This window comes from Rahnella variigena (assembly GCF_003610915.1).
GTDB classification, from domain to species: domain Bacteria; phylum Pseudomonadota; class Gammaproteobacteria; order Enterobacterales; family Enterobacteriaceae; genus Rahnella; species Rahnella variigena.
Window position 1 is genome coordinate 61,548 of the sequence record NZ_NSDJ01000001.1, and the last position, 16,176, is coordinate 77,723.

The 16,176-nt window shown below is 54.0% G+C and carries 14 protein-coding genes; 8 read left to right on the forward strand and 6 right to left on the reverse strand.

The features are described 5' to 3' along the window. Positions 1-24: 24 nt before the first annotated feature. The gene (garL, locus tag CKQ54_RS00285) at positions 25-795 is read right to left on the reverse strand and encodes a 2-dehydro-3-deoxyglucarate aldolase (RefSeq protein ID WP_120163257.1); all 771 of its coding nucleotides are present in this window, start codon (positions 793-795) and stop codon (positions 25-27) included. 61 nt (positions 796-856) lie between these two features. Further along, a complete protein-coding gene (locus CKQ54_RS00290) occupies positions 857-2,203 on the reverse strand; it encodes an MFS transporter (RefSeq protein ID WP_112287756.1) in 1,347 nt (448 codons plus the stop codon). A 563-nt stretch (positions 2,204-2,766) separates the two neighbouring features. Here CKQ54_RS00290 and garD point away from each other — a divergent pair. Continuing rightward, on the forward strand, positions 2,767-4,338 hold the full coding sequence (garD, locus tag CKQ54_RS00295) for a galactarate dehydratase (RefSeq protein WP_120163258.1): 1,572 nt from the start codon (positions 2,767-2,769) through the stop codon (positions 4,336-4,338). A 71-nt stretch (positions 4,339-4,409) separates the two neighbouring features. On the opposite strand, the gene exbD is transcribed toward garD, so the two are convergent. Next, entirely contained in the window at positions 4,410-4,844 is a 435-nt protein-coding gene (gene exbD, locus CKQ54_RS00300) for a TonB system transport protein ExbD (protein ID WP_120163259.1), read from the reverse strand. A 9-nt stretch (positions 4,845-4,853) separates the two neighbouring features. Beyond that, a complete protein-coding gene (exbB, locus tag CKQ54_RS00305) occupies positions 4,854-5,780 on the reverse strand; it encodes a tol-pal system-associated acyl-CoA thioesterase (protein ID WP_244220245.1) in 927 nt (308 codons plus the stop codon). Positions 5,781-6,301: 521 nt separating this feature from the next. On the opposite strand from exbB, the gene CKQ54_RS00310 reads away from it, so the two are divergent. The 5 genes from CKQ54_RS00310 to CKQ54_RS00330 all read left to right on the forward strand — a co-directional run bounded on the left by CKQ54_RS00310 (position 6,302) and on the right by CKQ54_RS00330 (position 11,411). Then, on the forward strand, positions 6,302-7,279 hold the full coding sequence (locus CKQ54_RS00310; protein ID WP_120163261.1) for a TRAP transporter substrate-binding protein: 978 nt from the start codon (positions 6,302-6,304) through the stop codon (positions 7,277-7,279). Between the two features lie 56 nt (positions 7,280-7,335). Continuing rightward, on the forward strand, positions 7,336-7,848 hold the full coding sequence (locus CKQ54_RS00315; RefSeq protein ID WP_120163262.1) for a TRAP transporter small permease: 513 nt from the start codon (positions 7,336-7,338) through the stop codon (positions 7,846-7,848). 12 nt (positions 7,849-7,860) lie between these two features. Then, complete coding sequence (locus CKQ54_RS00320; RefSeq protein ID WP_112287742.1) at positions 7,861-9,153, forward strand: TRAP transporter large permease; 1,293 nt, start codon at positions 7,861-7,863, stop codon at positions 9,151-9,153. Positions 9,154-9,343: 190 nt separating this feature from the next. Next, complete coding sequence (gene metC / locus CKQ54_RS00325; protein WP_120163263.1) at positions 9,344-10,537, forward strand: cystathionine beta-lyase; 1,194 nt, start codon at positions 9,344-9,346, stop codon at positions 10,535-10,537. Between the two features lie 214 nt (positions 10,538-10,751). After that, positions 10,752-11,411 (forward strand): DedA family protein, encoded by a 660-nt coding sequence (locus CKQ54_RS00330; RefSeq protein WP_112287744.1) that lies wholly within the window; start codon positions 10,752-10,754, stop codon positions 11,409-11,411. Positions 11,412-11,444: 33 nt separating this feature from the next. On the opposite strand, the gene CKQ54_RS00335 is transcribed toward CKQ54_RS00330, so the two are convergent. Beyond that, on the reverse strand, positions 11,445-12,380 hold the full coding sequence (locus CKQ54_RS00335; protein ID WP_113877385.1) for an AraC family transcriptional regulator: 936 nt from the start codon (positions 12,378-12,380) through the stop codon (positions 11,445-11,447). Between the two features lie 305 nt (positions 12,381-12,685). On the opposite strand from CKQ54_RS00335, the gene ahr reads away from it, so the two are divergent. Then, positions 12,686-13,726: an NADPH-dependent aldehyde reductase Ahr gene (gene ahr / locus CKQ54_RS00340; protein WP_113877384.1), complete on the forward strand. Its 1,041-nt coding sequence runs from the start codon at positions 12,686-12,688 to the stop codon at positions 13,724-13,726. Positions 13,727-13,853: 127 nt separating this feature from the next. After that, positions 13,854-14,678: a 2,5-didehydrogluconate reductase DkgA gene (gene dkgA, locus CKQ54_RS00345; RefSeq protein ID WP_112287747.1), complete on the forward strand. Its 825-nt coding sequence runs from the start codon at positions 13,854-13,856 to the stop codon at positions 14,676-14,678. A gap of 64 nt (positions 14,679-14,742) precedes the next feature. Here the strand turns inward: dkgA and ftsP are convergent, their stop codons facing one another. Then, the gene (gene ftsP, locus CKQ54_RS00350) at positions 14,743-16,158 is read right to left on the reverse strand and encodes a cell division protein FtsP (protein WP_113877383.1); all 1,416 of its coding nucleotides are present in this window, start codon (positions 16,156-16,158) and stop codon (positions 14,743-14,745) included. Positions 16,159-16,176: the final 18 nt, after the last annotated feature.

A 16,176-nucleotide genomic window follows, 5' to 3' on the forward strand; every position in this document is an offset into this window, starting at 1 on the left:
TTTATATTGATGTTTGAGAGCGGATCACTTGGTGAAGCGATCACACAGCGCCTGAGTCCCTGCACGGAAAACGCCTAAATCACTGCCGACCGCCACGAACGTCGCGCCCCATTCCAGATAGCGACGGGCATCCGCTTCAACCGGTGCCAGAATGCCGCTCGGTTTGCCGTGTGCTTTTGCACGCGCAAAGATGTGACGGATAGCGGCCTGCACGTCAGGGTGTCCGGCGTTGCCGAGATGCCCCATGCCTGCGGCCAGATCGCTCGGGCCGACGAAAATCCCGTCGATACCGTCAACGGCGGCAATCGCATCAAGATTATCGACGCCCTGCTGACTTTCGATTTGCACCATCACCGCAATGTTGTCGTTGATGCTGGTGAAGTAATCCGGCACGGTGCCGAACATGTTGCTGCGATGCGAAACCGATACGCCACGGATGCCTGCTGGCGGATAACGTGTTGATGCCACCGCCAGTTCTGCCTGTTCCTGCGTTTCCACAAACGGGATCAGGAAGTTGTAGAAACCGATATCCAGCAGGCGCTTAATCACCACCGGATCATTAAACTGCGGACGCACCACCGGCGCGCTGCGGCTGCCTTTCAGCGCCATCAGCTGCGGTACAAAAGTGGTGACATCATTCGGCGCGTGTTCACCATCGAGCAACAGCCAGTCAAAACCCGCCACGCCGAGCACTTCGGTGGTGATCGGGCTGCACAGCGCTGACCAGCAACCAATCAGCGTTTTTCCTTGCAGTAAGTCCTGGCGAAAGCGATTTGGAATCATTTGATTACTCATATCTGATATCTGACCTCATCCAGGGGCAGAGCCGGAAAATCCGGCGTGCCCGCATCAAAATTTACTGTTTCTTAAGTTCCAGACGTTTGATCTCGCCGACCACCAGCAGATAGCAAAGCATCGCCATCAGTGCTGAACAGCCCACAAAAATTAATGCCATATTGAAAGAGTGCAGCCCTTTTACCATGTAGCCGATCACCAGCGGCGTCACGATGGAGGCAACGTTTCCGAAAACGTTGAAGATGCCGCCGCACAGGCCAATGACTTCTTTCGGGGCGGTATCGGCAATCACCGGCCAGCCCAGCGCACCAAAGCCTTTGCCGAAGAACGCCAGCGCCATCAGGGTGACGACCAGCGCGTTGTTGTCGGTGTAGTTACACAAGATGATGCTGGTAGCTAACAACATGCCCAGCACGATAGGAATTTTACGTGCCACGGTCAGCGAGAAACCGCGTTTAATCAGGAAATCTGAGAACACGCCCCCCAGCACACCGCCGGCAAAACCGCACAATGCCGGAATTGCGGCAATCATCCCCACTTTAAGAATAGACATGCCCTTTTCCTGAACCAGATAAATCGGGAACCAGGTCAGGAAGAACCACGTAATACTGTTAATGAAATACTGCCCGAAGAAGATCCCCAGCATCATGCGGCTGCTCAACATCTGACGAACGTAGCTCCATTTCGGACCATTTTTCGCACTGTCGGTTTTCTTGTGGTCGATATCCACCACCGCGCCGCCGTCTTTCAGAAACTCCAGCTCGCTTTTGGAAATATGCGGATGTTCCGGCGGGTTATGGATAAATTTGATCCACACCAGCGTCAGCACAAAACCAATCACGCCCATGACGATAAAGACATGTTCCCAGCCCCAGGCGTAGGTCAGCCAGCCGAGTAACGGAGAGAACAGCGCCAGCGAGAAATATTGTGCGGAGTTAAAAATTGCCGACGCGGTGCCGCGCTCGGTGGTCGGGAACCAGGCCGCGACAATGCGGGCGTTTGCCGGGAAGGAAGGCGCTTCGGAGAAACCCAGCATAAAGCGCAGGATAAACAGCGTCAGTGCGCCATACGCCAGCGGGAACCAGCCAACAAAGCCTTGCAGTAAGGTGAACAGCGACCAGAAAAACAGACTGTAGGTATAAACTTTCTTCGAACCGAACTTGTCCAGCAACCATCCGCCCGGCAACTGCATAATCAGATATGCCCAGCCGAATGCCGCAAAGATTTGCCCCATATCCGCAGCATCCAGGCCCAGCTCGCGCGCGACCTCGGTGCCTGCAATGGAAAGCGTTGCACGGTCGGCATAGTTCACCGCCGTGATTAAAAAGATAATCAGCAAAATGTAGTAACGAATATGTGTTCGTACCTTAGTTTGCGCGATTGTCCGTGACTGAGATTGAATATTCATGGTGACCTTCGTTGTAATATTGAAAAATTCATTCAGGTAATTCACCGCTGCTAAAATAACGCCCGCCATTCCTCGGCGTTATTTACCCTATAGTTCCTTTATAAGAAGCATTTATACGATCTGGCGAATTAATCCTTTATTAATCTTTGTACGAAATTTACCTGTATTACTTAAAACGTCACCTTCAGAGGGCTAATACAGTATAAAAAAGAGGCCCCGAAATAACACTGTGCATTCGCCCAAGAATATAGCAGATAATTGTGACTATTCTTTTGCATCCACACATCGGTGTGGGAGGAGAATCACAGAATATCTCGCGCTGATAACCGCTCAAATCAAAGGGTGATATCCATCACATTTATTCTGTCACCTGCCCCACAGAATGATGTTAAACCGGTAAAAAGCTGGTCAGTTGCACAATGAGGTTCGTGGAAGTCTGTCTTATAATGAGCGTCATACCCTGTATTACAGAGCATGTTTTTGAGAAACGTCGTTAAGCGTCAACTTCAGAGAATTAACCGGAGCCTTTTGTTCCGGGATGTTTAATAAACGCGGAGACAGTTATGTCACGTAATAAAGATAAAGAACATGCAACCGAAGCACTTTTCATTAAGGTTCATGAAAGCGATAACGTTGCTATTATTGTGAACGATAACGGTTTAAAAGCCGGCACCCGATTTTCTAATGGTCTGGAATTAATTGAGCATATTCCGCAAGGTCATAAAGTTGCCTTAGAACCGATTGCCCAGGGTGGCGATATTATTCGTTATGGTGAAGTCATCGGCTATGCGGTGCGTGACATCGCACAGGGCGGCTGGATTGACGAATCCCTGGTGGATCTGCCGGTCGCACCGGAGCTTAACAGCCTGCCGCTGGCCACCCGCGTTCCCCCAGCCTTACCGCCGCTGGAAGGCTATACCTTTGAAGGTTATCGCAACGACGACGGCAGCGTAGGCACTAAAAATCTGCTCGGTATTACCACCAGCGTGCATTGTGTGGCGGGCGTGGTGGATTACGTGGTCAAAATCATCGAGCGTGATTTACTGCCGAAATTCCCTAACGTCGATGGCGTCGTGGCGCTGAACCATCTCTACGGCTGCGGCGTGGCGATTAACGCCCCCGCGGCGGTGGTGCCGATCCGCACTATCCACAATCTGGCGCTGAACCCGAACTTTGGCGGCGAAGTGATGGTGGTCGGTCTGGGCTGTGAAAAGCTGCAACCCGAGCGCCTGCTGGAAGGCACGCCGGATGTGCAGGCAATTTCCCTCGACGACACGCATATCGTCCGTTTGCAGGATGAACAGCACGTCGGCTTCCAGTCGATGGTGGACGATATCCTCACCGTTGCACAATTCCATCTTGAGCGCCTGAACCGCCGTCAGCGCGAAACCTGTCCGGCGTCTGATCTGGTCGTGGGTACGCAATGTGGCGGCAGCGACGCCTTCTCCGGCGTGACGGCTAACCCGGCAGTCGGTTACGCATCAGACCTGCTGGTGCGCTGCGGTGCAACCGTAATGTTCTCGGAAGTGACTGAAGTGCGCGACGCCATCCACTTACTGACGCCGCGCGCTGCGGATGTCGAAGTGGGTAAACGCCTGCTGGAAGAAATGGCCTGGTACGATGATTATCTGTCGATGGGACAAACCGACCGCAGCGCCAACCCGTCTCCGGGTAACAAAAAAGGCGGTCTGGCCAACGTGGTGGAAAAAGCGCTCGGCTCGATTGCAAAATCTGGCACCAGCGCAATTTCAGAAGTATTGTCTCCGGGTCAGCGTCCGACCAAAAAAGGCCTGATCTACGCTGCCACGCCTGCCAGTGATTTTGTCTGCGGAACACAGCAACTGGCATCCGGGATTACCGTGCAGGTCTTTACCACCGGACGCGGTACGCCTTACGGCCTGCTGGCGGTGCCGGTGATTAAAATGGCGACCCGCACCACGCTGGCTAACCGCTGGCACGATCTGATGGACATCAACGCCGGTACGATTGCGACCGGCGACGCGACTATCGAAGATGTGGGCTGGGAGTTGTTCCACTTCATTCTCGATATCGCCAGCGGGCGCAAGAAAACCTGGTCAGACACCTGGGGCATCCATAATGCGCTGGCGGTGTTTAACCCGGCGCCGGTGACCTGAGTTTCGGTTTTACAGATAAACGAAAGGCCAGCATCGCTGGCCTTTTTTGTGCGTCTGATCGGGAGGAAAACTTACTGCGCCGCAGCGGTACCGGTTTGTTCAGCGCCAACCAGTCCGACTTTCAGGTAACCGGCTTTACGCAGGTTATCCATCACTTTCATCAGCGTTTCGTAATCCACTGTCTTATCCGCACGGAAGAAAATCGTGCTCTGCTTATTGCCCTGAGTACGTTGATCCAGCATCGAGGTCAGATTATCGCTGTTGACCGGCGTGTCGCCGAGGAACAGCTGTTTGTCTGCTTTCACCGACAGGAAGATCGGTTTCTCCGGACGCGGCTGCTGTTTCGCCGTAGAGGCGGGTAAATCAACCCGCACATCCACGGTCGCCAGCGGCGCGGCCACCATGAAGATGATCAGCAATACCAGCATGACGTCGATGAAAGGCGTGACGTTGATGTCATGCATTTCACCGCTTTCGTCGATATCGTCGTTTAACCGAATAGCCATAATCTGTTCTTACCCTACGCGTAACTGACCTGTCTGACCGCGTGGCGCATCGCCTTTGCTGGCAGCCAGATCCAAATCACGACCCTGCAACAGAATAATCTGCGCCGCTACATCGCCAACCTGATGACGGTAAGAGGTAATGGTACGGGCGAAAATATTGTAGATAACTACGGCAGGAATCGCTGCAACCAGACCGACAGCGGTCGCCAGCAAGGCTTCTGCGATGCCCGGTGCCACGACAGCCAGGTTAGTGGTTTGCGTTTGCGCGATACCGATGAAGCTGTTCATGATGCCCCACACAGTACCGAAAAGGCCGACGAACGGAGAGATTGCCCCGATAGTCGCCAGAATACCGTTGCCACGGCCCATGTAACGACCGGCAGCGCTGACGCGGCGCTCAAGGCGGAAACCAGTACGCTCTTTAATCCCGTTGTTGTCGGTGGAACCTGCTGACAGCTCGAGCTCATTCTGTGCATCGCGGATCATCTGCGCGCTGATGCTGCTGGCGGCGAAGCTTTCTGCCTGTTCAGCGGCCTCATCCAGTGTACGGACAGAAGACAGCGCATCAAATTCGCGGCGCATACGGCGTTTGCCAGTGAACACTTCAGCACCTTTGCTGAACAGCAACGCCCAGGTGACGACAGAGGCCAGCAGCAGGCCAATCATGACGGTTTTCACCACCGCATCAGCGTGATGATACATGCCCATAACAGACAAATCGGTAGGAATAACAGGCGTCGCTTCGGTCGGGGCCGGTTGCATTACCGGTGCTGGCGTTGCATCACTGGTCGCCGGTGCAGGGGCATCCGCCGCTGCCGGTTGAGATGCTGCAGAATTGACGGCTTGTCCAGCCGGCGTCGCAGGTGCAGCCATCGCGTTGCCGCTTAAGCCAGCAACCAACATCAACGACATCAGTAATGAGGTCGCCTCTTTCATCTTATTGCGAGCCGTTTTCACGCGTCGCCTCCAGCCAGAATCAGTGTGTAGAAGGAATGAATAACGCCGAATGATATCAAAGAAAAAGGCCTAATTGATAGTCGTTCTCATTATTATTTACATTGTCGCGCCTGGAGGCTGGCGTGTCATTGACAGACGACAAGGTTTTTCGTGTTTGCACAAGGGATGAACAATTTAACCTGCGTCACAGTTTCTATAAAAATCACGCGGTAAATCAATCACCTGAGCATCACTATCTAAGTCAAAACAACGTTTTAAATATTAAGTAACACCTTTTTACATTTGTTGCGAGTTTGTGATAACGCTCAAATACCGCGCAGTAAAAAATAGGATAAGGTGCTTACTCAGGCGAAGACCGCATACCGGCACGTCTTGTATCCCTATAATTTAAAAGCTTATTTACACCTATTTCATAATGAACAGGCCGGACCTTCCGTTGGCTCTGATCAACACTTGCTCTCATTTATCTTTCCCTTACTGAGTACCCTGGAGACAAACTGATGAAAATGCAAAAAGCACTTCTCAGCCTTTGCCTGAGTTCCGCGACCCTCTTATTTACCGCGGGTGTATCCGCACAAACGCTGAAGGCCGCCGATGTGCATCCGCAAGGCTATCCGAACGTCGTCGCCGTTCAGCACATGGGCGAAAAGCTGCAAAAGCAAACGGACGGACGCCTCGAAATCAAAACGTTCCCGGGCGGTGTTCTGGGGGATGAAAAGCAGGAAATTGAACAGGCACAGCTTGGCGCGCTGGATATTATCCGCGTATCGATGACGCCGGTTGCCTCGATTTTACCGGAGATAAACGTCTTCACCCTGCCCTATATATTCCGCGATGAAGACCACATGCACAAAGTGCTCGACGGTCAGATTGGCAAAGAAATCGGCGACAAAATCACCAACAATCCGAACTCCCGTCTGGTGTTCCTCGGCTGGATGGACGGCGGCACGCGCAACCTGATCACCAAAGAGCCGGTGGTGAAACCGGAAGATTTGCACGGCATGAAAATCCGCGTACAAGGCAGCCCGATTGCACTGGCGACGCTGAAAGCCATGGGCGCAAACCCGGTGGCGATGGGCGTCAGTGAAGTGTTCAGCGGCATGCAGACCGGGGTTATCGACGGTACCGAAAACAACCCACCGACGTTTGTCGCCCACAACTATCTGCCGGTGGTAAAAAACTACACCTACAGCCGTCACTTCATCATTCCGGAGCTGTTCCTGTATTCAAAAGTGAAATGGGACAAACTGAAACCGGAAGACCAGCAGTTAATCCTCAAACTGGCGAAGGAAGCACAGGACGAGCAACGCGAACTGTGGAAAGCCTATAACGAGAAAGCGCTGGCAACGATGAAAGCAGGCGGCGTGAAATTCCAGGAGATCGACCCTGCGACTTATGTCAAAGCCACGCAATCCGTGCGCGATGAATTCGGCAAAGACCATCAGGAACTGATGCAGCAAATCGCTGACGTTCAGTAAACCCTGACTCCGGCAGCCTGCGGGCTGCCTCTTTATGATCTTTCGCCGGGGGATTTATGGTCTCGAGTTATCACACCCTGATGGACATTCTTTACCGCTGCGCGATGTGGCTCGCCGGTATTGCGTTACTGCTGATGGTCGCGGTGATCCCGGTTGGGATCTTCGCCCGCTACGTGATGAACAGCGCCCTGTCGTGGCCGGAGCCGATTGCGATTATGTGCATGGTGACGTTCACCTTTATCGGTGCCGCCGTCAGTTACCGCGCCGGTTCGCACATTGTGGTGGCGATGGTCACCGACCGTCTGCCGCCTGCGCTGAAAAAATTCTCCGCCCTGCTGGCTGACCTGATGATGCTGGCGATCAGCGTGTTTATTTTCTGGTACAGCCTGCAATTGTGCAGCGAACTCTGGCAACAGCCGGTGGCGGAATTCCCGCTGCTGACCGCCGGACAGACCTATCTGCCGTTGCCCATAGGTTCTGCGCTGACGCTGTTATTCATCATTGAGCAGATCGTTGCCGGCCCGCAGCACCAGCGGCCTGTAGTGATGCTGGGCAATTCTGACGCCTGACCGGAGCCTGTTATGGATGCATTAATCTTGTTGTTAACGCTGGCGGTGATGCTGGCGATTGGCGTGCCGGTCGCTTACGCCGTCGGGCTGAGCGCACTGGCGGGAGCCTGGTGGATTGACCTGCCGTTTGAAGCGCTGATGATCCAGCTGACCAACGGCGTGAATAAGTTCTCTCTGCTGGCTATACCGTTCTTTATTCTGGCGGGCGCGATCATGGCCGAAGGAGGGATCGCCCGCAGGCTGGTCAGTTTTGCCTACATCTTTGTCGGGTTTATCCGCGGCGGACTGTCGCTGGTGAATATCGTAGCCTCGACCTTTTTTGGCGCGATTTCCGGATCCTCGGTAGCAGACACGGCGTCGATCGGCTCGGTGATGATCCCTGAAATGGAGAAGAAAGGTTATCCGCGTGACTTTGCGGCAGCGGTGACCGCCAGCGGCTCGGTGCAGGCGATCCTCACGCCACCCAGCCATAATTCGGTGATTTATTCACTGGCGACCGGCGGCACGGTGTCGATTGCCGCGCTGTTCATCGCCGGTATTCTGCCCGGTTTACTGCTCAGCCTGACACTGATGGTGATGTGCGTGGTGTTTGCGCACAAACGCGGTTATCCAAAAGGTGAACGCGTGCCGTTCCGTCAGGCGCTGAAGATTTTCATCGACACGCTGTGGGGGCTGATGACCGTCGTCATCATCATGGGCGGTATTCTCAGCGGAGTATTTACCGCAACGGAATCAGCGGCGATTGCCTGTCTGTGGTCATTCTTCGTCACCATGTTTATCTACCGCGATTACAAGTGGAGCGAGCTGCCAAAACTCATGTACCGCACGGTGAAAACCGTCAGCATCGTCATGATCCTGATAGGCTTTGCCGCCAGCTTTGGCGCAGTGATGACCTACATGCAGTTGCCGATGCGCATCACCGAATTCTTCACCTCGATCTCCGATAACAAGTACGTGATTCTCATGTGGATCAACATCATGCTGTTGCTGATCGGCACGCTGATGGACATGGCACCGATCATTCTGATCCTGACGCCAGTGCTGTTGCCAGTGGTGTTATCACTCGGCATTGATCCGGTGCATTTCGGCATGATCATGCTGGTGAATCTGGGGATCGGGCTGATCACCCCGCCGGTCGGCTCGGTGCTGTTTGTCGCCAGTGCGGTGAGTAAACAGAGCATTGAGAAAGTGGTGAAAGCCATGATGCCGTTCTACTGCGTGCTGTTCGTGGTGCTGATGCTGGTGACCTATATCCCGACCATTTCGCTGTTCCTGCCCAAACTGTTTGGCGTTTATACCGGCTGATACCCAAAACTCGTTTCTCCCTTGCCCGTCGTCACGACGGGCTTTTTTTTCTGTGAAACGGGCGCGGGCTGCTGAAATTTTCTCATCCACCCGCCAAAAGCCTGATCCCTGAAATTCATCATGTTAAGTTAATGACATATCGGCGGATGCTGGTGCATGCCGCGCAACGTAACAGGGTGAAATACGGATTATGACGTCTAAAAAAATTGAAACCGCGCTGGTCAGCGCCGGACGGGACAAGAAGTTCACGCAAGGCTCCGTGAATGCGGTCATTCAGCGCGCGTCATCTTTGGTCTTTGAAACCGTCGCGGATAAAAAACACGCCACCGCCAACCGTGCTAACGGCGAGCTGTTTTACGGACGCCGCGGCACCCTGACGCATTTCTCGCTACAGGAAGCGATGGTTGAACTGGAAGGCGGCGCGGGGTGCGCGCTGTATCCGTGCGGTGCGGCGGCAGTCAGTAACGCGGTGCTTTCCTTTGTCAGCAGCGGGGACCACATTCTGGTGGCCGGTTCATCTTACGAACCGACGCAGGATTTCTGTGAAAAAGTGCTGAAGAAACTCGGTGTTTCCACCACCTATTTTCCTGCCAATATCGGTGCTGAGTTAGGTTCGCTGATGCAGCCGGATACCAAAGTGGTATTCCTCGAGTCGCCGGGTTCTATCACCATGGAAGTCCCGGATATCCCGGCGATGGTGAAAGCGGTGCGCGCAGTAAATCCGGACGTTGTCATCATGATCGATAACACCTGGGCGGCGGGCATTCTGTTTAAAGCGCTGGAATTTGATATCGATATTTCGATTCAGGCAGGCACCAAATATATCGTCGGTCATTCTGATGCGATGATTGGCACCGCCGTTTCTAATGAACGTTGCTGGGCGCAGTTACGTGAACATTCCTATTTGATGGGGCAAATGGTCGATGCTGATACCGCGTATGTCGCCAGCCGCGGGCTGCGCACCATGGGCGTGCGGCTGAAACAGCATGCAGAAAGCAGTATCCGCATCGCACAGTGGCTGGCGGAGCGTCCGGAAGTGGCATTGGTCAATCATCCGGCATTGCCCGGCAGCAAAGGCCATGAATTCTGGAAGCGGGATTTCACCGGCAGCTGTGGCCTGTTCTCTTTTGTGCTGAAACAGCGCCTGAGCAAACAACAGCTTTCTGACTATCTCGACCACTTCGAGCATTTCAGCATGGCGTATTCGTGGGGCGGCTTTGAATCGCTGGTTCTGGCCAATCAGCCTGAAGAAATTCAGGCTATCCGCCCGGCGGAAACCGTCGATTTTACCGGTACGCTGGTGCGTCTGCATATCGGGCTGGAAAACTGTGACGATCTGATTGCCGATCTTTCAACGGCTTTTGAACGGATAACGACTTCCTGAGCCACAGAGATTGCGACATAACGCGCAGATCGGTAAGGTAAGTGGCGGATATTCATTCGCAAAATGATAATAATCTGTAAGCTCTTTAGAGCTCCGGGCGACTGATGCCGGAGCCTTCTGTCTTTTTTACAGTGTCCTCAGATCAACATATCCGACATCGATCCGCGTTACACTGGCAGGCGACAGTTTTTAATGAACAGAAACAGGACAGAATATGGCAGTGCTTTGCGACATTTTTCATGCGCTCTGGCAGCATGATTTCAGTATGCTCGCCGACCCGAATCTCCTCTGGGTCATTTATGCCGTCCTGTTTGCCACGCTGTTTCTGGAAAACGGCTTATTACCTGCCTCTTTCCTGCCCGGTGACAGCCTGCTGCTGCTGACCGGCGCGCTGATTGCCAAAGGCGTCATGAGCTTCGTCCCTACCCTGATTATTCTGGTGACGGCCGCGAGCCTCGGCTGCTGGCTGAGTTATATTCAGGGACGCTGGCTGGGTCACACCAAACTGGTCAAAGGCTGGCTGTTACAGCTTCCGGCGCATTATCACCAGCGAGCGCATCAGATGTTTATTCAGCACGGGCTGATGGCGCTGCTTGTCGGGCGTTTTCTGGCTTTCGTGCGGACACTGTTACCGACAATGGCTGGGATTTCCGGCCTCAACAATGCCCGTTTCCAGTTCTTTAACTGGCTGAGTGCCATATTGTGGGTGGGTGTGGTGATTTCTCTGGGCTTCGCACTGAGCCACATTCCGATTGTTAAACGCCATGAAGATCAGGTCATGGCGGGACTGATGATTTTACCGGTTCTGTTGCTGGTCGTCGGTCTGGCTGGCGCGGTGCTGGTTATCTGGAAAAAACGGAAATGCCGTTTCTGAGCCCTTTCTGAAATCCTTTGTAAAAAGACCGGTTCAGGCCTTAAATGCCACGTCCGTTAACGCCAGCACACCGGAACTCCCTTCGCGCAGACGCGCCATCTCATCACTCGGCGTGACGCCAAAATAGCGTTTGAACTCCCGGCTGAACTGGGACGCGCTTTCATACCCCACCTGTAATGCCGCCACGCTGGCTTTCACGCCATCATAAATCATCAAGGTACGCGCACGGTGCAGGCGATAGGTTTTCAGATACTGCAGCGGCGACGTGCTGGTCACGGCTTTGAAGTTATGGTGAAACGCCGAAATACTCATGTTCACTTCACTGGCCAGCGTTTCCACGCTGAGATTGTCGGCGTACTGTGCCTCAATACGGCGCAGGGATTTGGCAATCTGGCTGAAATGGGTATGACGATTAACCAGCGCCTGGAGCGCGCCGCCGTTCTCGCTGGTCAGAATAAAGAACAGGATTTCGCGGATAATTTTAGGCCCCAGAATACGGGCGTGCAGCGGCTTATCCATCACATCCAGCAGGCGCTCGGTCGCACAAAGAATATCGCCATCCAGCACGCCGGAGTTGATGCCTGTTGACGATTCTTTCTGACGCACCATGCTTTCGTCGCCCATATCCATCAGCAGATCTTGCAACATCAGGTTATCAATGCTGATCTGAATACCGGCCAGCGGCTCTTCGGGGCTGCTGAAGGTTTCACATTCGAAAGGCAGCGGAACGGTCAGCATCAGATAATTGTGCGGATCGTAAGAGAAGGTTTTCTTGCCCAGATAACCGACTTTTCGTCCCTGAAAAAGGATAACAATGCCGGGATTGTACAAAACCGGCTGACGCGGATGGTAACGTGTGGTGTACATCAGCGTCACCTGCGGAACCGCCGACGGCACGAGATTTTTATCACCACTGAGCCGGGCGACTCTTGCCGCCATGCGGGCGCACAGGCTGTTCACGTTTTCCATTATTTCGCTCCACATATTCACTAAACTGGCACTGATTCTGCCATAACCTCCTGCGTTCCTACAGAGACAAGCAGAAACAGGCAAGACTCTGGCAGAAATGGGCATCATGCTGCTGCCCATTTTCTCTTACAGTTAATGTCGCCTTCCGCAGGGGGACACACCTGCATAAATGCGATGAACTGCTAGTCTGTATGGACGCACTTTTCATTCGCTGATCGTGAGCGACCTTCGGTCACCGATTCTTTTTTTCTGATAACTCCTTATTTCAATTCATTATTCGTCTAACCAAGAGTTCGGAGGATTGTATGTCTGCACCTGTTGCTGCTGAAAATACCTTTAACGCCTGGGCCGCTGCCGGCCCGAACCAGCCACTCGAAGCGTTTGCTTTCGACGCGGGCCCGATTGGCGACGAAGAAATTGAAGTCGCCATTGATTATTGCGGCGTTTGCCATTCGGATCTGTCGATGCTCAATAATGACTGGGGCATCACGCAGTATCCGTTTGTTCCGGGCCATGAAGTGGTCGGCAAAATCGTCAAGATTGGTAATCATGCGCAGAACAAAGGGCTGAAAGTCGGCCAGATTGTCGGCGTGGGCTGGAACCGTGGCAGCTGTATGCACTGTCACCCTTGTATGTCCGGCGATCAGCACCTTTGTCATGACGTGGAAGCCACCATCATCGGCCATCATGGCGGTTTCGCGGACAAGATCCGCAGCCACTGGGCGTGGGCTATTCCGCTGCCGGAAGGCGTGGATATCACCAGCGCCGGTCCGTTGTTCTGTGGCGGTATTACCGTCTTTAACCCGCTGTTGCAGTTTGGCGTGCTGCCGACTCATCGCGTTGGCGTGATTGGCATCGGCGGTTTAGGTCACATGGCGCTGCGCTTCCTGAATGCCTGGGGCTGCGAAGTCACTGCGTTTACGTCATCGCTGGCGAAACGTGACGAAGCGGTTTCACTCGGTGCGCACCGCGTTATTGCTACCCGTGACAGTGATGAACTGAAGAAAATCGCCGGTCAGCTGGACTTCATTATGGTCACCGCCAATGCCTCGCTGGACTGGGACGCCATTATTGGCGCGCTGGCACCGAAAGGCCGTCTGCACTTTGTCGGCGTGGTACCGGAAGCGGTACCGCTGCATGTGATGGCGCTGATCAGCAAACAGGCTGAGGTTTCCGGTTCACCGACCGGTTCCCCTTCCCGCCTGGCTGATATGCTGGCGTTCTGCGCACGTCATGACATCACGCCGCAGGTTGAGCACTTCCCGCTGAGCAAAATCAATGATGCCGTAGAGCATCTGCATGAAGGGAAAGCGCGCTATCGCGTAGTGCTGGATATGAACGCCTAGGCATCTTCCGTGTCTGAATATACGTAGCCTGCTCAGCAAGATGCCGTTTCGTTTACTAGACTTAACGTCAATCCCTACACGGTGCCCGTCCTCTGCGGCGGGTACTCTGCCCTGAAAGGAGAAACTCATGGCAACGCAACCCATCATCAAACTTCACGATGGCAATCTGATGCCTCAGTTAGGACTTGGCGTATGGAAAGCCAGTAATCAGGAAGCCACCAGCGCGGTAAAAACGGCGATCGAAACCGGTTATCGTCATATTGATACCGCCGCCATCTACAAAAATGAGGAAGGCGTCGGCGAAGCAATTGCCGCCAATCTGGTGCCTCGCGAAGAGCTGTTTATCACCACCAAACTGTGGAATGACGATCAGCTGAACGCACCACAGGCGCTGGAAACCAGCCTTAAAAAGCTGAAAACCGATTATGTCGATTTATACCTGATCCACTGGCCGCAACCGGCTCAGGGGCATTACGTCGATGCCTGGAAAGCGCTGCTGAAACTGAAAGAACAAGGTCTGGCGAAAAGCATCGGCGTGTGTAATTTCCCGCTGCAACATTTGCAGAAGCTGAAAGATGAAACCGGCATTTTCCCTGTCGTGAATCAGATTGAGCTTCACCCGCTGATGCAACAGCGCCAGCTGCATGCCTGGAACGCCACACACACCATCGCCACCGAATCCTGGAGCCCGCTGGCACAAGGCGGCGAAGGCGTGTTTGATCAGCCGCTGATCCAGAAACTGGCGGAAAAATACGACAAGACGCCTGCGCAGATTGTTATCCGCTGGCACTTGGATAACGGGCTGATTGTTATCCCGAAATCGGTAACACCAAAACGCATCCGCGAAAACTTCGACGTGTTTGATTTCAAACTGGAGAAGGAAGAACTGGCGGAAGTCACCAAGCTGGATAAAGAGCAGCGTCTGGGGCCGGATCCGGAAAAAGATCTGTAAGCCGTTTCAGAGTGCAGAAAAACAAAAACCCGCCTCGGCGGGTTTTTTATTGTGCGAATGACGCTTACATCGAAGGCTGTACCAGCATATTGGCCGCTGAGCCGCGATCGGCCAGTTCCAGCGCGCCACTGCGGTAGACGAACGGGAAGTGCTCATAAGAAGGCTGATTGAAATACACCAGCAGTTCGACATCTCCATCGACCCAAACGGTATCTTTGAATCCGGCATCTTCCACCAGCGGCGCGGCGCCATTAACGCTTTTAACCAGGAAGGACACCCCTTCAACATGGAACGTCTGCGGTAAATCCGCATGCACCGTCCAGCGTTCCCACGTGCCTTGCTGCGCAGTCAGATCAATACGGTTGATATCCCACAGCGCGCCGTTGATCCCCGGTTCACTGTCGCCTAAGCGCAGGTCACGGGTACGGACGACGTTGCCGGTCAGGATCTGATCGGCCAGCAAACGCATCGGCAGATTATCCGTCACCAGCGGCAGCAGGCCGGTCGGTTTCAGGGTCAGCACGATGGTAGAAACCAGAATGCTTGAAGGTTCGAACAGGCCGCGCAGTCTGTCCATCACGCCTGCGGCTTCACCGGCAGTAATCGACACTTCTTCGCCCTGCGACATATCCACCAGCACTTCGCGGCGCTCGCCCGGCCCGAGAGAAAGACGTTTTACCGTCATTGGCGCAGGCAGGAAACCGAGATCGGAACCGACAACGTGGAACGCGCGGTTATCGGTCATGCTCAGTTCGTAACGGCGCGCATTCGAGGCATTGAGTAAACGCAGACGCACCCAGCCACGTGAAACTTCAACGAACGGGCTTTGCACGCCATTCACCAGCATGGTATCGCCAAAGAATCCGCCGGAAGCCGGTGTGTCGTATTGCGGCACGCCGAACCCATCCAGACGCTTGTCCTGAATGATGATCGGGAAGTCATCCACGCCGTAATGATTCGGTAACGGCAGATTCTTGCTGACTTCGTCCTCGACAATCCACATCCCCGCTAAACCGTTATAAACGTGCGGTGCCATGCGGTTCGGGGTATTGGCGTGATACCAGCAGGTCGCCGCCGCCTGACGAATAGGCAATACCGGAGACCAGTCAACGCCCGGCTGCATCAGACGCGCGGCGCCACCGGTTAAGGTGCCCGGTTCAAGCAGACCGCTGACGGTCATAGAAACAGCTTCTGCCAGACGGTTGCTGTAAATCAGTTTTACGTCATCACCGCTGTGTACTTTGACCGTCGGGCCAAGATACATGCCATTGATGCCCCAGACCGGTGCTTTTGCGCCACCCAGGAATGACCAGTGAGCAGCCTGCAAAGTCAGAAACAGGGGTTGTCCGCGACGCGATTCGAGCAACGGCGGAACGGGCAATACAGGTTGCGAACCACTCGCTTCTGCTTTTAATGGCAGAGCACCTGCGGCAAGAGCCACGCCGGAGGCTTGCAGGAACGAGCGACGACTGAGTGACATATCTTCTCCATGAAAACA